General features: G+C 69.0%; 16 protein-coding genes. 7 read left to right on the forward strand and 9 right to left on the reverse strand.

The genetic code is table 11. The annotated features are described in order from the left end of the window. Positions 1–327 precede the first annotated feature (327 nt). Complete coding sequence (locus tag ACIP94_RS34790; RefSeq protein ID WP_402434874.1) at positions 328–1,116, reverse strand: SAM-dependent methyltransferase; 789 nt, start codon at positions 1,114–1,116, stop codon at positions 328–330. Positions 1,117–1,680: 564 nt separating this feature from the next. Here ACIP94_RS34790 and ACIP94_RS34795 point away from each other — a divergent pair. Beyond that, positions 1,681–2,241 (forward strand): CGNR zinc finger domain-containing protein, encoded by a 561-nt coding sequence (locus ACIP94_RS34795; protein ID WP_402434877.1) that lies wholly within the window; start codon positions 1,681–1,683, stop codon positions 2,239–2,241. 23 nt (positions 2,242–2,264) lie between these two features. Here ACIP94_RS34795 and ACIP94_RS34800 read toward each other — a convergent pair whose 3' ends face one another. Further along, entirely contained in the window at positions 2,265–2,459 is a 195-nt protein-coding gene (locus ACIP94_RS34800; RefSeq protein ID WP_402434880.1) for a hypothetical protein, read from the reverse strand. A gap of 154 nt (positions 2,460–2,613) precedes the next feature. On the opposite strand from ACIP94_RS34800, the gene ACIP94_RS34805 reads away from it, so the two are divergent. The 3 genes from ACIP94_RS34805 to ACIP94_RS34815 all read left to right on the forward strand — a co-directional run bounded on the left by ACIP94_RS34805 (position 2,614) and on the right by ACIP94_RS34815 (position 8,160). Further along, positions 2,614–4,791 carry an RICIN domain-containing protein gene (locus ACIP94_RS34805; protein ID WP_402435092.1) on the forward strand — a complete coding sequence of 726 codons (2,178 nt, stop codon included), beginning with the start codon at positions 2,614–2,616 and terminating at the stop codon, positions 4,789–4,791. 970 nt (positions 4,792–5,761) lie between these two features. Next, on the forward strand, positions 5,762–7,174 hold the full coding sequence (locus ACIP94_RS34810) for a cytochrome ubiquinol oxidase subunit I (protein WP_402434883.1): 1,413 nt from the start codon (positions 5,762–5,764) through the stop codon (positions 7,172–7,174). Beyond that, positions 7,171–8,160 carry a cytochrome d ubiquinol oxidase subunit II gene (locus ACIP94_RS34815; protein ID WP_402434886.1) on the forward strand — a complete coding sequence of 330 codons (990 nt, stop codon included), beginning with the start codon at positions 7,171–7,173 and terminating at the stop codon, positions 8,158–8,160. The genes ACIP94_RS34810 and ACIP94_RS34815 overlap by 4 nt, the downstream gene beginning before the upstream one ends. A 98-nt stretch (positions 8,161–8,258) precedes the next feature. Here the strand turns inward: ACIP94_RS34815 and htpG are convergent, their stop codons facing one another. Further along, a complete protein-coding gene (gene htpG, locus ACIP94_RS34820; protein ID WP_402434889.1) occupies positions 8,259–10,169 on the reverse strand; it encodes a molecular chaperone HtpG in 1,911 nt (636 codons plus the stop codon). A 322-nt stretch (positions 10,170–10,491) separates the two neighbouring features. On the opposite strand from htpG, the gene ACIP94_RS34825 reads away from it, so the two are divergent. Next, positions 10,492–11,268 (forward strand): class I SAM-dependent methyltransferase, encoded by a 777-nt coding sequence (locus ACIP94_RS34825; RefSeq protein ID WP_402434892.1) that lies wholly within the window; start codon positions 10,492–10,494, stop codon positions 11,266–11,268. Between the two features lie 128 nt (positions 11,269–11,396). Here ACIP94_RS34825 and ACIP94_RS34830 read toward each other — a convergent pair whose 3' ends face one another. From ACIP94_RS34830 to ACIP94_RS34855, 6 genes are all read right to left on the reverse strand, one after another. After that, entirely contained in the window at positions 11,397–11,963 is a 567-nt protein-coding gene (locus ACIP94_RS34830) for a hypothetical protein (protein ID WP_402434895.1), read from the reverse strand. Between the two features lie 184 nt (positions 11,964–12,147). Further along, positions 12,148–13,497 (reverse strand): hypothetical protein, encoded by a 1,350-nt coding sequence (locus ACIP94_RS34835; protein WP_402434898.1) that lies wholly within the window; start codon positions 13,495–13,497, stop codon positions 12,148–12,150. A 638-nt stretch (positions 13,498–14,135) separates the two neighbouring features. Next, positions 14,136–15,986, reverse strand: coding sequence for a trypsin-like serine peptidase (locus ACIP94_RS34840; protein WP_402434900.1), 1,851 nt, complete (start codon positions 15,984–15,986; stop codon positions 14,136–14,138). A gap of 424 nt (positions 15,987–16,410) precedes the next feature. Continuing rightward, positions 16,411–17,022, reverse strand: coding sequence for a DUF4232 domain-containing protein (locus ACIP94_RS34845; protein ID WP_402434903.1), 612 nt, complete (start codon positions 17,020–17,022; stop codon positions 16,411–16,413). Between the two features lie 144 nt (positions 17,023–17,166). Then, the gene (locus ACIP94_RS34850) at positions 17,167–17,289 is read right to left on the reverse strand and encodes a hypothetical protein (protein WP_402434906.1); all 123 of its coding nucleotides are present in this window, start codon (positions 17,287–17,289) and stop codon (positions 17,167–17,169) included. 298 nt (positions 17,290–17,587) lie between these two features. Then, positions 17,588–21,367, reverse strand: a complete 3,780-nt coding sequence (locus tag ACIP94_RS34855; RefSeq protein WP_402434909.1) for a WD40 repeat domain-containing protein — start codon at positions 21,365–21,367, stop codon at positions 17,588–17,590. A 451-nt stretch (positions 21,368–21,818) separates the two neighbouring features. Here ACIP94_RS34855 and ACIP94_RS34860 point away from each other — a divergent pair, with 451 nt between their 5' ends. Together ACIP94_RS34860 and ACIP94_RS34865 are read left to right on the forward strand one after the other, a co-directional pair. Then, on the forward strand, positions 21,819–21,995 hold the full coding sequence (locus ACIP94_RS34860; protein WP_402434912.1) for a hypothetical protein: 177 nt from the start codon (positions 21,819–21,821) through the stop codon (positions 21,993–21,995). A 286-nt stretch (positions 21,996–22,281) separates the two neighbouring features. Next, entirely contained in the window at positions 22,282–22,476 is a 195-nt protein-coding gene (locus ACIP94_RS34865; RefSeq protein WP_402434915.1) for a peptidoglycan-binding protein, read from the forward strand. Positions 22,477–22,875: the final 399 nt, after the last annotated feature.

Genomic DNA, 22,875 nt, shown 5'->3' on the forward strand with positions numbered 1-22,875 from the left:
CAGGCCCGCCCCTTCAAGTGGACCAAGACCGCAGACCAGATCATCGACCGCATCTGCCGCTACTGCGACAGGATCTCCGGACCGGCTCACTAGGCACAAGAGCCCACGACCAACCGATCTTCGAGCGGGCCGGAGCCGAAGAAGCAGCGCGGCGGCACCATCACCCGGCGCTGCAGTCGGGCTGTGCTCCATGGGTGAGCCGGCAGGGCGAAGCGACGACAGGTGGAGCGAACGTCCTGTTCCGCGCCCCGCCCGTGCGTGAGTGCCGCCGACCGGGCCGCCACCCCGAGGTCCGGGGCTCAGGGGGCGGTCTCCTGTGGCAGGCGTTCAGAGAACGCGGGCCACCCCCGCGTAGATACCGCTCCCTTCCGGCACGGAGCCCGGAGCGGAGGTGCCCCACTCCGTCGCCGTCACCAGGCCGGGAGGTTCGAGTTCCAAGCCGTCGAAGAACCGTTCCACCTCCGCGCGGGTACGGAAACCGAGCTGGATGCCGCCCTTGGCGTACTCCGCAGTGACCTGGGCGGCCAGTTCCGGATAGAGGTCGGATGCCGCGTGTGACAGCACCAGACAGCTTCCCGGAGACAGCTCCGCCACCAGATCCCGCACGATTCCGTGGGCGTTCTGCTCATCGGTTATGAAATGCATCAGCGCTATCAGCGACAGAGCGATCGGACGGTCGAAGTCCAGGATCCGCCGGGCGTGCTCGACAATGTCTTCCGGCTGCCGTACGTCGGCCTGGATGTAGTCGGTTACTCCCTCGGGACGGCTGACCAGCAACGCCTCGGCATGGCGGAGCACGATCGGGTCGTTGTCGGTGTACACCACCTTCGCCGTCGGCAGGATGTCCTGAACGATCTGGTGGAGATTGGGCGCGGTCGGAATTCCCGTGCCGACGTCCAGGAACTGGTCGACACCCTGCTCGGCGAGCCAGGCCGCTGCCCGGTGCATGAACTGACGATTCTGGCGAGCCGCTGCCTTTGCCTCGGGCGGCAGTTGCTCTCCGACCGCCTCATCGACCGGATAGTTGTCCTTGCCGCCGAGCAGCCAGTCGTAGACCCGCGCAGGATGCGCTCTGCCGGTGTCGATCGGCATGGACGGCTGTGAGGCGGTCGTCATAGCAACTCCATGGAGCCGGTGAACGGATCAGACCAGTACGTGGACACCCTATCCGGGAGTGTGAAGCGGCGTGTGCGGGAACGGAGAGCGCATTGCCGGGGGCGGTCCGCGCCTGTGTCGGCGCAGTGTTGAGGCGCTTCGCGCAGCCGTCGCGCGCCACGTGTACACGGGAAGCTGCGTGCCCTCGGCGCCACGCGGGCGGTCCTCACCGAAGCTTTCGGCGGCTTTGTCGCACAACTGATGTGCGGGGTCTCTGGAATCGTGGTGCGGCAGGTACGGGGGAACGTGCCTCGAAGCAGGCGCCGGGTCCGGCGCCGGTGAGAGTGCCGGGGCGGCGGTCGGCGAGGTCGCGGGCGATGGCGCGGCCCGGGCCGGTGCCGCCCACGGAAAAGGCGGCTACGCCGAACGAGCCGACGCGCTACGCCTGCGACCCCGAGGCATCGTGGACGTCGTTCTCCTGTCTCGCCGCCGACCTGGCCTTGTGAACCGGAGCGATCGATCGGTCACCGCTTCAGCGGGCGGCGAGTCCTTCCCGGCTCCACAGTCACCTGCCAGAATGGTGACGTGAACCTCGACCATGTCTTCGTCTGCGGAAACCCTGCACTCGACTTCGCCGCGACACTGCGAGCGCGCCGTTCCGTGCGCTTCGAGATGTTCACAGCACCGGACAGGCTGAGCGCATGGTACGTGGAGTCCGGCATCGTCGATGCGGTCTCACCCTGCCAGGATGCCGACGTCGAGCAGGCGAAAGCCGTACGGGAAGCCGTTTACCAGTTGGTCACCGCCCGTCGGCTCGCAGAAGAGCTCGACGGGGCGGCGCTGACCGTGCTGAACAACGCGGCCCGCAAGCCGCCCGCGGTGCCGCAGCTGACTCCGGCCGGGCGATGGATGCAGGCAACACCGGAAGAAGCCCTTTCCATGGTGGCGCGCCACGCCATCGAGCTCCTGAGCGGGCCGGACGTGCCCCTGCTCAAGGAATGCGGCAACCCGGAGTGCACCCGCACTTACATCGACCGCTCGCGAGGCATGCGCCGGCAGTGGTGCGGGATGGAGTCCTGCGGGAACAAGATCAAGGCAGCCGCGTACCGCGCCCGCAGGAAAACCGCGCCCGCGGCTGCCCACTGACCCGGCCTGCGCCGCAGGCCGGGTCACCGCACGAGGCAGGGGCGCGGCGGCGGCACGACCGTCGTCGGCGTCACCACCCCACCGTGAACTTCGCCGTCGACGTCCACCGTGACGATGCGCGGCAAGCCGGGCGCCACGGTGGGGTCGGGCTCGGGTCTGTCGATGCGCCGAGCGACAGGGAAGCGGCGCCGCAAGGCTTCTTCGGCAGCATAGTTCACGACTTATCTTTTGATGTGTATTGACGGCCCGGCAGGCGGCGCTTACCGTCCCATCCGCATCGCGCCCCACAACGCGACCGAGGAGACACGCGTGACCAACGTTCTCGCCGTGCTCGTCCGAGCCCGCCGTCACCGCAGACGCACAGCGGCTCTCATGACGACCCTTCTGCTGCCGGCCGCCGGCATCGCGCTGGCCTCCGCCCCGGCTGCCGGCGCCGCGACCATCCCCGCCACTCCCACCACCGTCGTCAACGCGAGCAGCGGCAAGTGCGTGGACGCACGTGCCGCGGCAACAGGCAACGGCACCGCCGTGCAGCAGTACACCTGCAACGGCACCGGCGCCCAGTCCTGGCAGTTCACCGCGACCGACAGCGGCTACTACCGGATCGGTGCGGCCTCCGCGCCCAACCAGGTCTGGGACGAGACCGACGTCTCCACCGCCGACGGCGCACTCACCCAGCTGTGGCTCTACGGCGGCGGCGCCAACCAGCAGTGGCTGCCGGTCGCCGAGGCCTCCGGCACGTACCACTTCGTCAACCGCAACAGCGGCAAGTGCCTCGATGTGCCGTCGGCGTCCACCGCCGACAGCGTCCAGCTGCAGCAGTACGCCTGCAACGGCACCGGCGCCCAGTCCTTCACACTCACCGGCGGCACAACCCCACCGCCCAACACCCCTGACTTCGGCCCCAACGTGACCGTCTTCGATCCATCGATGCCGGCGTCCACCATCCAGTCGAAGATCAACTCCGTCTACAGCGCCCAGCAGAGCAACGAGTTCGGCACCCAACGCAACGCCCTGCTGTTCACCCCCGGCACGTACAACGTCGATATCCCGGTCGGCTACTACACCCAGGTCTCCGGGCTAGGCCTGTCGCCTGACGCGGTGTCGATCACCGGCGGCGGCGTGCACGTCGAGGGTCACACCAGCGACGGCAACGCCACCCAGAACTTCTGGCGCGACGTGGAGAACATGTCGGTGAGCCCCAGCTCCGGCAGCACCATGTGGGCCGTCTCGCAGGCCGACCCGTTCCGGCGGATGGACGTGCACGGCACCATGAAGCTGTGGGATGACACCCACGGCACCACCACCAACTGGTCCAGCGGCGGGTATATGGGCAACTCCCGGATATCCGGCCAGATCAACTCCGGGACCCAACAGCAGTTCCTGACCCAGGACACCGCCATGGACGGCGGCTGGGCCGGGCACAACTGGAACATGGTCTTCGTCGGCGACACCGGCGCCCCGGCGACCAGCTTCCCCAATCCGCAGTACACCACCGTCGCCCAGAGCCCGGTGATGCGCGAGAAGCCCTTCATCTACGTCAACGGCTCAGGCGACTGGCAGGTGTTCGTCCCGTCGGTGCGCACCAATGTGCAGGGCCCGGACTGGATCAACGGCACCGCACCGGGCACCTCGCTGCCGATCAGCCAGTTCTACATCGTCAAGCCCGGTGACACCGCGACGACGATCAACAACGCGCTCGCCGCGGGGCAGAACCTCATCGTCACCCCGGGTGTCTACCACCTGTCCGCCCCGCTGAACATCACACGACCCGACACGGTGGTCCTCGGACTGGGTCTGGCAACCCTCGTGCCCGACAACGGCGTCACCGCGATCACCACCGCCGATGTCGACGGCATCGACATCGCCGGGCTGCTCATCAGCGCGAACACCACCAACTCCGACACGCTGATGCAGGTGGGGCCGGCCGGCGCGACCGCCGGTCACAGCGCCGACCCGATCGTGCTGCACGACGTGTTCTTCCGTATCGGTGGCGACATCGCCGGCAAGGCCTCTCGGACGCTGGTGATCAACAGCAATGACGTCATCGGCGACGACCTGTGGCTGTGGCGGGCGGACCACACCAACGGCGTCGGCTGGACGACCAACCCGGCCGCCAACGGACTGATCGTCAACGGCAACAACTGCACCATGTACGGCCTGGCGGTCGAGCACTACCAGAAGTATCAGACCACTTGGAACGGCAATGGCGGCCGCACGTACTTCTACCAGAGCGAGACCCCCTACGACGTGCCCGACCAGTCGAGTTGGACCACCAGCGGAGGGGACCTCGGCTACGCCTCGTACAAGGTCGCCAACTCGGTGACCTCCCACGAGGCATGGGGTGTGGGTGTCTACGCCTACCTCCGCGACAACCCGTCCGTGGTTCTCGGCCATGGCATCGAGGTGCCCACCACGTCCACCGTGAAGTTCCACAGTATGGTCACCACGGTCCTGGGCGGCGCGGGCACCATCAACCACATCGTCGACAACACCGGCAACCAGGTCACCGCCAGCAGCAACGTGGCCTACCTGGTCGGCTACCCGTGAGTCCGGACCGGACCTGAGGCGCGCAGGACGGCAGGACAAGGGCGGCCGGCCGATCCAGGACGGCTGTCCGGTCCGTGGCGGAGGTTCGAGGGGCGGGGCCGCTGGATGCGGCTCCGCCCCAGGCCGGTCAACCGACGTCGGCCTGCCTGCCGCGGGGCGGGGCACGTTGCCCGACCGGCTGCTCCGACCGGCCGCACGCCCCGGCCGGCCTGTCCGCAGCCCTGCTCGCGCCCGGGGCCGCCTCATACACGGCGCTCCTGCTCTCGCAGACGGCGGTGCCTGCGTGGCATGACGCCCGCCGCGAGCTTCCCTTCGTCTTCACCGGTTCCTCGGCGGTGAGTGGCGGCGGCCTCGGCATGCTGCCTGCCCCGGTACCGGAGGCGGGCCCGGCGCGGCGGCTCGGCGTTCTGGGCGCGGCAGCCGAAGTCGTCACAGTCCCGGATCATCGACCGGCGCGCCGGCCTCGTCCCGATGGCGTACACCACCGGCCGCCCGCACCACCTGGGCAAAGCGTCCGAGTACCTCACCCGGGCGGAGCAGCGAGGGCGCTGACCCTCGCCCGGAGCCGCCGCGCGGCCGCCGCACGGGGGCGGACTGGCCCTGTTGGCGGGCAGCGTTTCTGCAGCGTTTCGGCACCTTCGAGGCAGGCGTCACGTCCACGAAGGACCCGGCCTGCGTGGTCAAGCCGCAGCGCGAGGGACTGCGAGCCTCCCGGGAGGGGCCGGACGAGCAGTGACCCCGATCATCGGGGCAGCTTGCGCCACATGGCGTGCAAGCTTGGCTCCAACGGGGGAAAGAGCGGGTTGCCCACTCCTCAACGCGGATAGGGATACGGCCGCCGTAGACCGTGAACGCGTCACCGACAAACCGGCCGGAGACCACTTTCCTGTCGGCGTGTCGACGCGGTCGGCACCCTTCAAGCCCCGAGCGCCCGCCCGTAGGACCCGTGTCATGCCCGGAAGGGAACATCATGCTGATGCCCGCCCTGGTGGGAGCCGTTGACCCACCGCAGCTCCTTCCCGCGCGTGAGCAGATGGCATTCACCTTGGGCTTCCACATCATCGTGGTGCCCTTCGGTGTCGCGTTCACCTTCATGATGCTCATCTGCCACTACCGGGCATTGCGCTACGGCGATCAGCAATCCCTGCTTCTGGCTCAACGATGGTCGCGGGTGGCGGCCGTGCTCTTCGCGGTCGGGGCTGTCTCCGGCACCGTTCTGACTTTCGAGCTCGGCCTGCTGTGGCCCGGGCTCATGGGGAGATACGGCGCCGCGTTCGGGTTTCCCTTCGCCATCGAAGGGCTTTTCTTCTTCCTCGAGGCCATCTTCGTGGCCATCTACATCTACGGCTGGAAGAGGCTGCCGCGGTGGCCCCATTTCCTCACCGGAGTCGTCGTCACCCTCGCGGGCGTCGGCGGGACGGCGTCCGTCATCGCGGCGAACAGCTGGATGAACCAGCCCGCGGGCTTCACGGTCAGGGACGGCCGGGTGACCGAGGTGATCCCGTCCAGGGTCTTCTTCAACGGCGCCTTCTGGTGGGAGATGGTGCACATGCTTCTCGCGGCGTACATCGTCGCGGGTTTCCTGGTCGCCGGGGTGTACGCGTGGGGGCTGCTCAAAGGGCGCCGGGACCGCTACCACCGACTGGGATTCCTCGTTCCCTTCACGGTGGCCGCCATCGCGATGCCGCTGCAGTTTCTGGTGGGCGACACAATCGCCCGTCAGGTCTTCGACCGGGAACCGGCGAAGTTCGCCGCCATCGAACTCGTACCGTTCACCGCTGACCACGTGGCGGAGACCCTCGGCGGTGTCATGGTCGACGGCGAGGTGCGATACGGCCTCCGCATCCCCGACGTGGCATCGCTCCTGGCCGGTTTCAAGCCTTCCACCACCATCAAAGGCCTCAACGAGATTCCCGTGGCCGTACGCCCGGACGCCACGGTGGTCAGCATTGTGCATCTGGCCTTCGACGTCATGGTGGGGACCGCCTCGTTGCTGCTCCTGCTGTCCCTCTGGTTCGCCTGGCTCTGGTGGCGCCGGCGTGAGGTGCCCATGAACCGCTGGTTCCTTCGCGGCTCAGCGGTGGCCGGGCTGGTGGCACTGGCCTCCCTGGAGAGCGGGTGGGTGGTGACCGAGGTCGGCCGCCAGCCCTGGACCGTCGTGGGTGTCCTGCTGACCAGGGACGCCGTGGCGACGCAGGGCAACCTGTGGCCGTTGTTCGCCACTGTCCTGGTCATCTACGTCTCCGTCGGCGTCGGCGCCCTCCTGGCGTTGCGGACCATGCGCAGACGGTGGTCCGAGACCGGCCCCGAGGAGGTTGCCGTGCCCTACGGTCCCCCGACAGCAGCCCTGAAGGAACACTCGGAGGGAGCTGACCGCCCATGAGCACTCTGATCGCGGCAATTCTCTTCATCGGCGTCATCGCCTACGCACTGTTCGGCGGAGCCGACTACGGGGCCGGCTTCTGGGACCTGACGGCCGGCGGGCACGAGCGAGGGCGTCACGCGCGTGAGTTGATCAGCCTGTCGCTGAGCCCGGTCTGGGAGGCCAATCACACGTGGCTCATCTTCTGTCTCGTCACGCTGTGGACCGGCTTCCCGCAAGCCTTCGCCGCGATCACCACAACGCTCTACATCCCCTTGGGCCTGGCCGCCTTGGGAATCGTGACCAGAGGAGCGGGCTTCGCCTTCCGTCACGCACTGACTGAAGGACGGGGCGAGCAGCTGAGCGGCGTCGCCTTCGCCTGTTCATCCGTCCTTACGCCGTTCTTTTTCGGCACCGTGGCCGGGGGCATCGCCTCCGGCCGCATCCCCACCGGCGGACACGGTGACCCCTTCTCGAGCTGGGTGAACCCGACATCCATCCTCGGCGGCGCACTCGCCGTCACGGTCTGCGCGTATCTCGCGGCCGTGTTCCTCACCGGGCAGGCTCAGCGTCGCGCAGACGACCCGCTGGCCAAGGCGTTCCGTGACCGGGCCTTCGGTGCGGCCATTGTCGCGGGACTGGTGGCCCTGGCGGGCGTGTTCGTACTGCGCACCGACTCGCCGCGGCTGTTCCGCCAACTGAGCACGGTGGGTGCGCCGCTCCTGGCCGTCTCCGGTCTTTGCGGTCTCGCCGCGCTCCTGTTGTTGCGCAAGGGGCGCACCGTTGTCGTACGCACCCTGGCCGCCACCGCCATCGCCACCGTGGTCGCGGGATGGGGAGTCGCGCAGTACCCCTACATGCTGGGCACCCATCTGACCATCCAGCAGGCGGCGGCTCCCTCGGCCAGCTTGTGGGTGCTGGCCGTCGTCTCCTGCGTCGCGGCAGGGCTGGTCGGCCCCTCGCTCCTGATGCTGTACACCCTGCAGCTGCGACGCAAACTCGACTGAGGGGCCATCTGTCGCGACCAGCGGCAGACGGCCCCCCGGTTCCCGGACCTCGTCGTCGATGAGCGAGCTGCCAGAGGTGTTCCGGCAGACGACGGTCGTCAGAGCACGCGTTGCATACGGTCCGCCATCAGCTTGACGAACCGGGCCGGTTCCTTCGGCTGGCCCCCCTCGGCCAGCACCGCCAGGCCGTGCAGCAGCTCGACGGTCTCGGCGAGCTCCGAGCGGTCCTCGCGTTCCTTGTACGCCTGGTTGAGGCCCTTCACCAGCTGATGATCCGGATTGAGCTCCAGGATCCGCTTGGCTCGGGGCACCTCCTGGCCCATCGCGCGGTACATGTTCTCCAAGGCCGGGGTCAGATCGTGCGCATCGGAGACGACGCAGGCCGGGGAGACGGTTAGGCGGGAGGACAGGCGCACCTCCTTGATGTCCTCGTCGAGCTGCTCCTTCATCCAGTCGAGCAGCCCGGCGTACTCCTCGGTCTGCCTCTCCCGCTCGCCGTCCTTAAGGTCCTCGTCCTTGGCGCCGAGGTCGATCTGCCCCTTGGCGATGGACCTCAGGTTCCTGCCCTCGTACTCGCCGACGGCGTCGGCCCACACCTCGTCGACGGGGTCGGTCAGCAGCAGCACCTCGATGCCCCGGTCCCGGAACGCCTCCATGTGGGGGGAGTTCTCCACGCTCTGCCGGGACTCGCCGGTCAGGTAGTAGATGTCCTCCTGCCCGTCCTTCATCCGCTCCACGTACTGCTTGAGCGTGGTCGGCTCGGTGTCGTGGTGCGTGCTCGCGAACGACGCGAAGGCAAGGATCGCATCGCGGTTCTCCGAGTCGGTGACCAGTCCCTCCTTCAGGACCGCGCCGAACTCCCGCCAGAGCGTGGCATAGCGGTCCCGGTCCTTGGCCGCCATGTCCTTGATGGTGGACAGGACCTTCTTCGTCAGCCGGCGCCGCATCATCTCGATGTGGCGGTCCTGCTGGAGGATCTCGCGGGAGACGTTGAGCGCGAGGTCCGCCGCGTCGACAACGCCCTTGACGAAGCGCAGATACGACGGCAGCAGCGCCTCGCAGTCGTCCATGATGAACACGCGCTTGACATACAGCTGCAGGCCACGCCTGGAGTCGCGTGTGAAGAGATCGTGGGAGGCGCGAGCGGGGAGGAACAGCAGGGCCTGGTACTCGAAGGTGCCCTCTGCCTGGAGCCGCAGCGTCTCCAGCGGGTCCTGCCAGTCGTGGCTGATGTGCTTGTACAGCTCGTGGTACTCGTCGTCGGACACCTCGTCGCGCGGCCGTGCCCACAGCGCCTTCATCGAGTTGAGCGTCTCGGGCTCGGGGGTCTCGTCGCTCGTGTCGGCTGCGGCGGAACCCTCGGGCGCCATCCGGATGGGCCAGGTGATGAAGTCCGAGTACCGCTTGACGATCTCCCTGATCTTCCACGGAGAGGTGTAGTCGTGCAGCTGGTTCTCCGGGTCGGCCGGCTTGAGGTGGAGCGTGACCGAGGTGCCCTGGGGCGCGTCGTCGACCGTCTCCAGCGTGTACGTGTTCTCACCGCGCGATGTCCAGCGGGTGCCCTGGCTCTCACCAGCGCGCCGGGTCACCAGGGTGACCTCGTCCGCCACCATGAAGCCGGAGTAGAAACCGACGCCGAACTGGCCGATGAGCCCCTCCGCCCCGGCGCCGTCCTTGGCCTCCCGGAGCTCCTGGAGGAACTTCGCCGTACCCGAGTTGGCGATCGTGCCGATGAGCTGCCCGACCTCTTCGTACGACATCCCGATGCCGTTGTCCCGCACGGTGAGGGTGCGGGCGTCCTTGTCGATGTCGATCCCGATGTGCAGATCGGACACGTCGGCGTCGAGCGAGTCGTCCCGCAGCTTCTCAAGACGCAGCTTGTCCAGCGCGTCGGAAGCGTTGGAGACGAGCTCCCGCAGGAAGACGTCCTTGTTCGAGTAGACCGAGTGAATCATCAGCTGCAACAGCTGACGGGCTTCCACCTGAAACTCAATCGTTTCAGTCGGCATGTTCGCGTACACCTCACAGGTCCTGTCGCCGGAACTGATGAAGGCCACTGTAAAACACCACGTCAGGGCAGTGGGCCGACATGTGGAAGTGGTGGCCGGATCGTTGGTCCGGCTCGTCGTTGATCCGGCTCGGCCTGCTCGGCTCGGCGTGCGGTGTCGACGACCCGGCGCCCGCGGTTGAGCGGGCTCACCAGGTCCGCGGAAGCGGCGGAACGCCTCATCACCGCTCGCGGCCGCCTCTCGCCTTGCCTGCGCATGGGTCAGCCGGAGCAGGAGGACCGACAGCAGGTGTCCAGGGAATCGGGCGCGGTAATCTCGGGCCATGCCCGAACCATCGGTGGCGCGCTTCTACGACGAACTGGCCGACGACTACCACCTGATCTACTCGGACTGGGAGGCGAGCGTCCGTCGGCAGGGGGAGGCCCTGGACGCTCTGATCGGCCGGGTTCGCGCGGCGGTGCTCGACTGTTCGTGTGGCATCGGCACGCAGGCCATCGGCCTGGCGCTGCGCGGGCACCGCGTCACCGGAACCGATCTCAGCCCACGCGCTGCCGCCCGCGCCGCCCGTGAGGCCGCCCGCCGGAGCGTGAGCCTGCGCACGGCCGCCGCCGACATGCGACGCCTTCCGTTTCCCGACGGCCGGTTCGACACTGTCGTCTGCGCCGACAACTCGCTGCCTCACCTGCTCACAGAGCGGGATGTGCACGCTGCCCTGGCCGAGATGCGCCGCGTACTGCGCCCTGGCGGGCTGCTGCTGGTCAGCACACGCCCCTATGACGACCTCCTGCGCGACCGCCCCGCTTCGACGCCTCCACAAGCCCACCGGATCGCCGACTGCGCCGACGGCGCAGAACGAACCGTCACCTTCCAGCTCTGGCACTGGCACGACGACGGTGAGCACTACGACCTGGAACACTTCCAGCTCGTGGCGGCGGACGGGGAATGGCGCGTGAAGGTCCGCCGGACCACCTACTGGGCGCTCGGCCGGGACCGGCTGGCCGGTCTCGCAGCCGAAGCCGGCTTTGTCGACCTCAGGTGGCGGATGCCGCAGGAGACAGGCTTCTTTCAGCCGCTGCTCGTGGCCCGCGCCGGGGAGTAGGTGCTGCGCCGCCGTGCGTGCACGCGCCTTGGGAAGAAGGCCTTGTGGCCTCAGGAGGCGCGGCCGGACCCGCAGTTCGAGCCGAGCGGAGGACGCCCGGCTCGAACGGGTCGAGGACCCGGCGGAGATCAGCCCACGGTGATCGCATTCCAGGTCAACTCACGCTGGTGGCCGTGGCGCCACCCGCGGGTGTGAACCGGGTCCGTGCGAGGAGAGTCCCCGTCAGGGGACTTGGCATCGACGTTCTGTCCGCTGTCCGAGAAGGACTGCAGGGCCGCGGCCCCCCAGTCCTCTTGACCTCCCCATGACCACAGCTCGCCGTTCGCGCCCAGACGCGAGGTCCCGGGAGCCTCCATCACCACAGCCCCCTCGTTGCCGCCCGTGTAGGCCATCACCTGCCCCTTGGCCGGGTTGAATAACGTGAACTGCGAGGCAGGGCCGAAGGACATCCACGAACAGTACGGGTCACTGGTGTTGATCGGCTTGAGCCAGACCGATTCATCCGTGGGGCCGGCACACAGCACATAGCCGTGGAACGTGCCACTCTCGATCATCACGGATCCGGGCAGGGTATGCGGGGCAGCAGCGGCCGAAGCCATGGGTATCGCGGCGAGAAGGACCGCGGCGCTCCCAGCCGCAGCGAGGCCACCCCGGAATCGGCGCCGATCACGAGAAGCCCGCTTGGACGGTGTCATGCGAAGACACTCCTTTCCTGCAAAATGACAGGCTCATGTCAAGGGACGGGCCATCCGCCCGCTGGATGCGCAGGGAGCGTAGCCGCTTGTGAAGATCGAGTGGGGAGAACGTAACGGGCCGAGAGTGTCGCGGGCGGAATCCGGCCAGCAGGTCTGACACATCGTCAAACCATGGCCGGCGCGTTCAGGAGTCGGCGATGCGGACCAGTCCGCCGACACAACCCACGTACACCGCACCGTCGGCCCCGATCGACACCGGGGCGTAGTGGTTGTTGAACAGTGGTCCGGCGCCCGCCAGCCGAGTCCAAGCCCGCTCGCCCGTCCGGACGTCCAATGCCGTGAGGTACCAGGCATCCGGAGCCCCCAAGGAGTGCTGCCCGGGCTTGAAGGCGAGTTCCGCGGCGGAGGGATGGGTGTAGGTGTACAGCAGCCCGTTGCCCAGTGCTGCCTTGGCGACCACGCTGGGGATGCGCTCGGTGGTGTTGGACCAGGCGATGGTGCAGTTCCTGCGTGCGTAGTCGACGTGCACCCGGACCATACCGGGAACCGTGTCGGACACCCTGTGCCCGAGAAAGCCTTTGAGAAGCGGCTTGCTGCCGACCTCGTACCCGTAGTTGTTCTCGGCTATCAGGTCGCCGTCCACGGCTATCAGGCTGTTCTCGTCGGCTCCATTCCACGCCGGGAAGACCGGCGCGGCGCACACTCGGGTCGGTCCGGCCTTGCCGCGGGCCATCACCAGTACGTGCATCTTCGGGTCGGCGTTGTCCGCGATCGCCACGTAGCCGCCGCCCGGCCCCGACGCCGGGCCGATGAGGGTCGGGGTGGTGCCACTGCCTTGGCTGAGCTGACCGGGCTTTCGCCGGGCGCCTCGGTCGTACACGGCACGCCAGGTTGTGCGGGGCGCTCCCCCGGGTCCCGCGTCGAACCGGTAGAGCGCGTGGTCACTGACGACGAACACTCCCCCCGACTCGTCGACCGCGATGCTGTTGGCGATCCGTTCGCCGCGCAGTGCCTGGGACCGCACCGCGCCGGTGGTCAGGTTGAGGGTGCCGACGACACCGCTCCTGGCCACGAACCACAGCAGCCCCGACCAGTCGGGGAGAGCGGAAACGATCCCAGCCGTGCCGATGACCGGTTTCAGGTCATAACTGCGCTGGGTCACGAAGGTGTTGCCCTGGATCGCGACGACTTGGATGCCACCGGCCTTGGTCGGCACGACCACGCGGTCCCTGTCGTCCAGGTAAAAGTAGCCGCCGCCCGTCACGTCCGTGGGACTTGGGCCGGCGGTTCCCGGGAGGTCGAGGCCGGCGATCGTGCCGAGGTTGTCGGGGTCGAGCAGCATCAGTCGTGGCGCGCGCCCCGGGGCTATGCAGACGGTGACCAACCGGCCCCTGGAATCGAAGGTGACCGAGCCGCACAGTCCGCCCTGCAGCCGGCTGTGGACGGTCAGGCCGTGTCCTGCGGGGCCCCCTTGGGTGTAGCTGTCCGTCTGATACGCGTCGTCGTGCAGATTGCTCGTGCCGTTGGGAGCCATGAAGGGGTGCCTGGGAACGGCCGGGGCAGCGACCGGGTGTGCAACAGCCTCGTGACCGGTGAACGGCTCGAGGTGCGCCGCACGGGGATCGCCGGGTATGGGCAGGACGGGTGAGCGGTGATGTCCTGCCGACGCGGTGGCCGGAAGTGCGGCAAGCCACACTGCGGCCGCCACTAATGCGAGGAAAAGCGTTCTTCGGCGCATGGCGTGACCACCTTTCGGGAAACAGTGGGCCCGCAAGCTACTCACAAACCGGTTCAGGCGCAACGGAATGCGCCGCATTCTCATCTTCGTCACTGCTGCGAAAACCATCGGCACGCCGCGATGGCCTGATATCGCTGTCACCGAGCAGTGAGGTGAGTGATCTCCGATGCTGGGGTTGGCGGCCGCGGCGCCGTGCGTGAACTGGTCGTTCAACGTCCGTCGACAGACGATCCCAAAGCGCCCTCGGATTGGTCCCATAGTGGGGCCGAAATCCGGGGGGTCGCGACAGGAATTCGTGAAGGTCGTTCTCGGAACGCGCGCCGCCCGTCACCCGACCGGGGACCTCTCAAGGGCAGTTGTTCTTCACGGGGGGCGACGGCAGGGCCGTCCAGCGCCCAAAGGCGCTGGACGGCATCACGGCGTGGGCCTCGGGGTCAGGCGTGGGGCACCAGGTTTTCGTTGGTGCCCAGGTGGTCCTTGCCCGTGTCGATGGACATCGTCGTCTCACCGTCGGACCGGCGGACGACGAGGTCATCGGTGCGGTGGTTGCCGGTGAAGTTGCCCGTGGCCACCACCGTGTCGCGAGTCCAGAGGCCGTTGGGGTTCCTGATGCGTGCCTCGCTGCCAAGGCCGGAGGCGGTGGTGCCCACGTAGTTGTCGAGCTTGCCGTCCGGCCACTGCGCCATCAGGTCCCAGTTCCGGTTGCCGGAGAACTCGCCGCTGGTGAGCAGCGTGGCGTTCTTCCAGGTGCCGTTGGGGTCCTTGAGCTTGTGCTCCTGCCCGAAGCGTCCCGCGCTGACGTTGGTGTAGAGCGTCAGTTCGCCGTCGGACCAGCGCACCACCAGGTCGTTGACACGCTGCGAGTCGCTGAAGCGGCCCGCGGCGATCTGAGTGGCGTTCTTCCAGGTGTTGTTGGGGCCGACCAGCTGGGTGCCGGGCACCTTGAGGCCGCTGGTGCCGACGTCGCCGTAGAGCGTGACCTTGCCGTCGGACCAGCGCACCATCAGGTCGGAGCGGGTCGAGCCGGTGAAGTCGCCCGCGGTGATGGTCACCGCGCGCTTCCAGGCCGGATTGGGGGCCAGCATCTGTCGTTCGGCGACGAAGTGGCCGTTGGCGTCGCCGCTGTAGAGGGTCACCTCGCCGTCGTCCCAGACGACGATCAGATCGCTGTGGCCGACGCCGTTGAAGTCACCCGAGGCCATCAGCTTCGCGTGCTTCCAGGTCGTACCGTTGCCCATCGTGTAGGGCAGAGGCGGCTGCCGATAGGGGCCGTGGTCGGTGTGGAGGCCCTGCTGGGCGTCGGCGTAGAGCTGGAAGAAACGGTCCCCATGCAGCGGGCTGTAGGTGATCCGGTTGTACAGCGGGTCGCTGGGCTTGACATCGGGGCCGCCCCCGTTGGAGCCGCCCACGTTGCCGATGATCTCACCGGTGTCGCCCGAGGCGTCGAACTTGGAGAACCACGGCCCGCCGGAGACACCGCCCCACATACCACCGCAGTCGATCTGCATCTGGTAGTAGGACGCCAGTGCGGTCGTCTGGACGTCGGGACATCGGAAGGCCTGGTCCTGCGGGTTGCGCCCGATCGACGGGTAGCCGATCACCGTCACCTTGTTCGCGAAGTCGGGCGTACGGGCCAAGGTGTTGCCGCCCACGGCGTCCTGGATCTTCTCGCCGCCATTGGGCTTCAGGCTGGCGAAGGCGAAGTCCAGGTCGGAATTGGCGCTCTTGTCGGAGGCGTACTGCTTGTCGCGAAACCACTCCTTGACCGGCCAGATGCCGTACGGCTGCTGCGCCGCCGACTTGGTGCGATCGTACTGGGGAACGAAGGCCGCGTTCGCGCCGAGACAGTGTCCGGCGGTGAGGATGAGGTCGTGTCCCTCACCGCTCACCACGCTGGCCGAGCAGTAGTGAGTCCGCATTGCGCTGTCCGTGTGGAAGAGCATGCCGACGGATTTGATGCCGTCGAAGTGCTGACCGGTGAGCCCGGCGACGGTCAGCCCGTTCCTCCGCGGAGCCATCGGGGTCCTCGGTGGGGAGACGCGGCCCGAGGGGTCGGTGGCCGAGGCCATCCTCTGGGGTGTCCAGAACCGGATGGCGTCCTGGACCGTCCAGCTTCCGTCGGCGGACGGCGAGGTGGTGACCGACTGCGAGGCGTCCGGTACGGACGTGGCCTCGAGCGGAGCCGCCGACGTGGCCGGCGCCGGGCTGGTGGTGGACGGGGCCGGCGTGGCGCCCTGCGCTGCCGCTGCGCTGCCCAGCAGCACCGGGGTGCAGAGCGCACCCACAGCCCCGAATATTCGTCTCTTGTACAACGTGGTCTACTCCAAAGTGAGGCAGGCACGGTAGGTCGCCGGCTGTGCGTCTCGATGGCAGGCACGGCGAAGCGTGAGGGCCAGGCCGGCCCTGATCCTCCGCACAGCGATCCACCGCTGTGCAGCGCGGGCGCGCGAGGTGGCGCCGGCCGCCCGCAACGCGGTGCGCCACAGGCTCATGCGCCGCGAGAAACGTCACGACCCATGCGTACTGCGGGCAGGCGTGGACATTCCCGCACAGCTCACTGCACAGGGCTCACTGCACGAGGCAGCGCCCCTGTCGCATTGCTCCCCCTCGTGCCGCCGGAAGACGGTTTCCTGTCGACCGTGGTCAGCGGTCGCAGTCACCATGATCGCATGACCGAATGGGCATGTGCACGATAAACAGCCATATCGCCTAGCGCAGTTGAGGCGAGCCCAGCTGGAGAGCGGTCCCGCACACCTGCGCCTTCAGACGGCGGCCGTTAGCGTCGGTCAGCTGCGCGAAGGCCCCGTAGTCGCGAGCAGCGGCGTGCGGCGGCCGCACGGAGATGCGGGGGTCGTTGTCGCCCGGAATGAAGCAGCTCCCGTGCGGGCCGGCGGTAGGCTCGTAGAAGAGCGGGAACTCGACGGCATGGCCCGCGTTCAGCACCAGCCGGACGGACGTGCTGCTCTTCGGCTTCGACGAGACGCTCGGTCCCTTGCCCACGTAGACGTCGATGTCGGGGTAGCCGTCGAAGGCGCAGGGCCGGGGGCCGGTGTTCATGGCGCTGAGCAGGGCCGTCGGCGCGTTGTCCGGCTTGCCGTCGAGACGCGTCAGTTTCCACCGCAGCTGCCGCGTCCCGCAGGCGGCGGCCCCCTCAGCATCCGACGAGCCCGGCGAGGACACCTTTGGCCCGGTGGTGGGAGCGGTGGTCTGCCGCGGTCCGGTCGTCGGCCGGGTGGAGACGGTCTGGCTCCCACCACAGGCGGTGGCTGCCAGAAGCACCGCCAGGCCGATCGCGGAGACAGCTGCTGTCCGCCGTGCCATGAATTCCTCTCTGGGTGAGGACACCCCTACGGCGGCCGAGTGCCGCTCGCTTCTGCCTTCCCGGACAGAGAGATGTAGGGCCGCCCGAGGAGGTTCCACGAGCGGAGCGGCAGTTGTGCGCCGCGTCGTGGCCGGGTCCCTCGTCTACGCCGCCCTCGTCACCTCCTGCTCGACGCATCCGGCGCCCGTCGGACCGACCGCCGCGGCGTCGGCGAGCGTCAGCCCCACCGACCAGAAGACGCTCTTCAACGCGGAACAGCAGATCATTGCCCGCTGTATGACCGCGCGAGGCTGGACCTATCTGCCGGCCCAGTGGCATCCAAGCGGCGCGCCGGCCGCGCAGGATCCCCGCCGGGGCGATGACGTCGCCCTGCACGGGCGCGAGGGCTCGAAACTGGTCGCCCGGTACCGAGACCGGGTCTCCAAGGAGCGCTCCGCGCAGATGACCGCATACCGGCGACTGGTGAGCCGCACCCTGACCAAGGTGGGGCCCCGCGCCTCAGCGGGGCCCCAAGGCAGGCTGAGGGTCCGCCACGCCACCTTCCCACTGACGCGTCCCCCGCACTCAGCTGCGGCAGGGCGGACTGTAGGGCAGTTCGGGTATGTAGTCCGGCCATTGCTCCGGGGCGAGCAGGCCGGTTGTGCTCGCGCAGATACGCTGAATCGCCTGGTCGAGTCCGAGGGGGGTGAGCTCGATCGTGCCGTCCGGTCCCGCTGTGACCAGTAGTTGCCCGTCCGGGTCGTAGGCGGCGGTCTCGATCGCGTCGGTGTGTCCGGCGGTCAGCCCCTTGCCCCATGAGGCCGGACGGGCCGGATCGCTCACGTCCCACAGCAGGACGGTCCGATCGCCGCCGGCAGCGGCGAGCGTGCGGCCGTCCGGGCTGAAACCCGCCCACGTGACCGCGTCGGTGTGGCCGGTCAGCGGTCTGCCGAAGGCCGTGGGGTGTGCGGGGGCGGAGACGTTCCACAGGCGGACGTCGTGGCCGACGCCGGCGGTGGCCAGCAGCCGTCCGTCGGGGCTGAACGCGCCCCACAGTGTGCCACCGGTGTCACCGGTGCGGATGTCCGGCAGGGCCCGAGGGCGTACCGGATCGCCTATGTCCCACAGCCGGACCTTGTCGTCCTCGCTGGTGCTGGCCAGGGTGCGGCCGTCCGGGCTGACGCCCGCCCAGTGGACGAAGCTGATATGACCGGTCAGTGGGCTGCCGAGGGTGGCGGGGTGGGCGGGGTCGGTGACGTCCCAGAGCCGCAGGCTGTACTGGGGGCCGCCGGTGACCAGTACGTGCCCGTCGGGGGTGAATGCCAGCACGTCGGCCTGGTGGGCGCCGCCGGTGCGAACCGTGCCGGCACACCTGGGATGGCCCGGGTCGGAGACGTCCCAGAGGCGCACGCCGCCATCAGCGTCGGCGCTCGCCAGCAGGCGGCCTTTCGGCTGGAACACCACCCGGGTGGCGGAGTGCTCCGTCGGCAGTTCGCTCAGCCGCCCGCCGCGCGTCGGTGCACGCATGTCCCACAGCCGTACCGTCCCGTCGCTCGCACCGGCCAGGCTGCGGCCGTCCCCGCTGAAGGCGATGCTGGTGACGGCGCCGATGTGGCCGGCCAGCACAGTACGCGGCAGATGCCACCAGCGCACGGTGTGGTCGTCGCTCGCGCTGGCCAGGGACCGCCCGTCGGGGCTGAACGCCAGCCAGTTGACGAACCCGGTGTGGCCGATCAGCGGCCGCCCGACGGCAGACGGGTGCAGCGGGTCGGAGACGTCCCACAGCCGGATGGTGTGATCCGCGCCGCCGGTGGCCAGTGTCCGGCCGTCCGGCGAGAAGGCGACCGCGAGCAGGGTGCTGCTGTGGCCGGTGAGCGGCCGGCCCAGCGTCCTGGTGTGTGCCGGGTCGGAGACGTCCCACAGCCGTACCTTGCGGTCGTCGCCCACGCTGGCCATGAGCCGGCTGTCCCTTCGGAACGCGACCGCGTAGACGACGTCGGGGTTGCTCAGCGGCTTCCGCCAGAGCTTCGGGCGCATCCGGTCGACGACGTTCCACAGGCGGATCATGTGGTCGTGGCCGGGGGCCGCCACGGTGCGGCCGTCGGGGCTGAAGGCGGCCGAGGCGACGGAGTCGCTCGCTCCGGTGAGCGGCCGGCCCAGCGCCTTGGCGTGTGCCGGGTCGGAGACGTCCCACAGCCGTACGGTGTGGTCGTGACTGGCGGTGGCCAGAGTGCGGCCGTCGCGGCTGAACGACACGGAGAACACGAAGTCGCGGTGCCTGGACAGCGGCCTGCCGAAGGCCCTCGGGTGCAGCGGATCGCGGACGTCCCACAGCCGTGCCGTGTGGTCGCGGCTCGCACTCGCCAGGGTGTGGCCGTCGGGCGAGAACTGCAGCCAGTACACCCAACTGGTGTGCCCGGTCAGCGGCCTGCCCAGCGGGACGGGGTGCGCGGGGTCGGCCAGGTTCCACAGCCGGATGGTGTCGTCGCCGGCCCCCGTTGCGAGGGTGCGGCCGTCCGGTGAGAACGCCACCGCGTACACCGCTTGGGTGTGTCCGGACAGTACGGAGGACAGTGGGATGTTCTGCGTGTCCAGGAGACCCGCCGCGGATTCGCGGTCGAACCGCAGCCGATGGGCCGCCACATACATCCGCGCCGCCAGTGACGGATCGGTCGCGCTGAGCTGGCCTGCCTCGGCCACCACCTGCTCGGCCACAGCACGGTCGCGGTCGGCCCGGGCCAACGTGCGCTGCTGAAAGGCGATGACGGCGGCCGTCGACGCGAGCACCAGCAGGGCAGTCACCGCGGACAGCAGGGCCCGGAAGCGGCGGGCCGTGCGGGCCGCCGACCGCCGCTCCTGCTCGCGGGCGTCGATGCTGGCGTCGAGGAATGCGCGTTCGACGGGGGTGAGGTCCGCGCGGTAGTCGGCGAAGCACTCCTCGGCTGCGGCAAGGCGGGTCCCGCGGTACAGGGCCCCGGGGTCTTGGTCGAGTGCGTTCCAGGTGTGGGCGGCTTCGGTGAGCTGGCGCTGGACCCGCAGGCGGTCGCGGGCGCCGTCGATCCAGGACCGGAGCCGGGGCCAGGCGGTGATCAGGGCCTCGTGGGCCAGGTGCACCGTGTCGCCGTCGAGTGTGATCAGCCGTGCGCGGGCCAGTCTTTCCAGGACCGAGGCCGTGTCCGTGGCGCGGCCGGTGGCACTCTGGGTGTGGAGTTCGGCGCGGTCGGCGGGGCGGCTGGTGTCCTGAGCTCCTTCACCGGGGGTGATGAGTCGCAGCAGGATGCGCCGGGCGACTTCCGTTTGTTCGGGGGTGAGTTGGGCGTACAGCTCTTCGGCAGTGTGGGTGAGGGCGCCGTGGACGCCGCCTGCCGCCTGGTATGCGGTCAGTGTGAGGGCGCGGCCTCTGCGTCGGCGCCAGGTCTCCAGCAGGGCATGGGACATCAAGGGAAGTCCGCCGGGTTCCTCGGCGACGTCCTCGACGATCCTCGCGGTCAACGTGCGCTCGACGATCAGTCCGGCCGATGCGGCCGGCTTGACGATCGCTTCGCGCAGTTCGGCCGGCCCCATGGGGCCGAGGAGGAGGGTGGCGTCCCTGAGCGCTGCGGCGAGCGGATGATGTTCGGCGCAGCGACCGAAGAAGTCCGCTCGCACCGCGATCACCACCCGCAGCCCGCTCTCCGGTTCCACGGCCGTCACCAGCAGGTCGAGGAAGGCGGCGCGCTCGGCCTGATCCGTGCACAGGGTGAAGAGCTCTTCGAACTGGTCGACCACGACCACCGTGTCACCGGGTTCCTGGCTCGCCGTCAGCGCATCCGCGTGAGTGGACGACGGGTGTGACCCCGGGGCGAGGATCCGGATGGCCGCAAGTTCCTGCCGTGACGAACCGTCGGTACGGAGGGCAGGGATGAGCCCCGCGCGCAGAAGGGAGGACTTACCGCTGCCCGACGCGCCCACCACCGCGACGATACGGCGCGTCCGCACGCACTCGACGAGTTGGGCCACGAATTGATCGCGGCCGAAGAACAAGTCCCGATCAGCGGGTTCGAAGCGGGCCAGCCCCCGGTAGGGGGCGTCCGTATCGTCGGCGCCCTCCGGCTCGGCGGCCACCTCCTGAGCCGCCGCGTGCCAGCGCTGCTCCCACTCCTTGGGGTCCGCGCCGCATGCCCGTACGTAGGCCAGCACCACCGCCAGGGACGGCAGTTGCTCTCCCGCGGCCGCCCTCGACAACGTGGCGACCGAGTAGTCGGTGCACTGCGCCATGACCCGGTAGGTCGGACCCCCCGCGTCCTGGCGCAGCTTGCGTAACTCGAAGGCGAAGCGCTGGACCGGCCCTGCCGCCGGATCCAGCGGGCCCTCACGACGTCCCATCCCATCCCCATGGTCGGCACGAACAGTGAAGGACAACAGTTGCACCGTCTTTCGCCCGTCGCATCCCTGAACAGCACGTTTCAGCCGATCGAACTCCTTCGGCCGGGCCCCGCGACGTTTGTTTCACACGGCGAGCCGAGGGCGCGCAACAACGAGCCGGCCCGGAAGCATGTGGCGGTCGACGGCGGCCGGTAGGGCGGGCATTGCCGTAGAGACGAGGCCAGTGGCCGACGGCGAAGAAGACGTCGTCGGCACGGTTCTCGGAGGCAGACGCGGGAATGCCGTTCCCGGCTGCTCGTCTGTGGTGGCTGCGCGGCGTCATGCCCCCCGCCGAAACAGGCGTGTGAGCGAAAGGAATCCACGGATGGCGCGTCCTCTCGGAACTCCCCGGCACCTTCTGGGGACTTCTCCCGTTGTCAGACGCGGCGTGCGGAGGGGGGTGCCCGGCGCGTTGACCGCGGTGACCGTCACCGCCGCGCTTTTGGCCACCGCGGTCGCGGTATCGGCGACGGCCCAGGCAACGCGGCCGCGGCAGGCCACGGATGCCGCTGTGCGCGGGCTCGACGTCAGCGCCTTCCAGACGCGGAGCCGGTTGACCGCCGACGGCATCGTGGGCCGCGAGACCTGATCATCGCGCCGGTCGGCCGCACGCCGAAGAACGTCTCCACCACGGGGACGGTCAACGACAGCGGGTCGCTGAAGCCGTCCTGACCCTGTTCCAGCACGGATCAGCGGGGCACCCACCGGCTACGGGTGACGGACGAAGCCACCGGCCGGCGCACCGGTTGGACCACCTTCGACGTCCGATACGGGCCGCCGTACAAGTGCCGCTTCCGGCAGCGCGACGGACTCTGGTACGCGGGCATCAGCGATACCCAGGACGCCCTGCTCACGTCCGGTTCGCACGGAGGGAGGTGGCCGAGGCGCAGTGTCTGCTCCAGCGCCTCGGGTACGGACTCGGCGCCGCGGGTGTCGACGGCTGGTACGGCACCAATACCGAGCACGCCGTCACCTCCCCGCAGACGAGCGAACTTCTGGAGCCCGACGGCACGCTGAGGGCGAAAACGTGGCACAAGCTGCGCACGACGGTCCCGCCCGCCAAGCGGTGAGCCCCGGGTGCAGCCACCGCCGCGGCCCTGGTCAACCGACGTGTCCTGACGGATACTCACCGGCGCATGACCTCTCACGGCCCCAACCGCCCTCCACCGTAATCTCCGGACAAATCCCAGGCGTTTCGGCCGCAGAGCAGGGCATGCTGGGTCGACGGTTTCGTACAAGCGGGTCGGGAGGCGCAGGGATGCGTTGGTGCGCCGTGGGCTGGATGGTCGCCGGGGTGGTCGTCCTGGCCGCGTGCAGTTCGCCGTCGGATGGAGGATCAGGCCAAGGGCCGTCCGCGAGCCACTCGGCGGGGCCGTCGACCGGTGCGCCGACGCACACCTCCGCGCCTGCGCCACCGAGCAAGGCCGCGAGCCCTACCGCGAAAAGCCCGTCAGTGCCGGCCACCGCGC

Origin of the sequence: Streptomyces sp. NPDC093261 (genome assembly GCF_044753645.1) — a bacterium.
Taxonomy (GTDB): Bacteria; Actinomycetota; Actinomycetes; order Streptomycetales; family Streptomycetaceae; genus Streptomyces.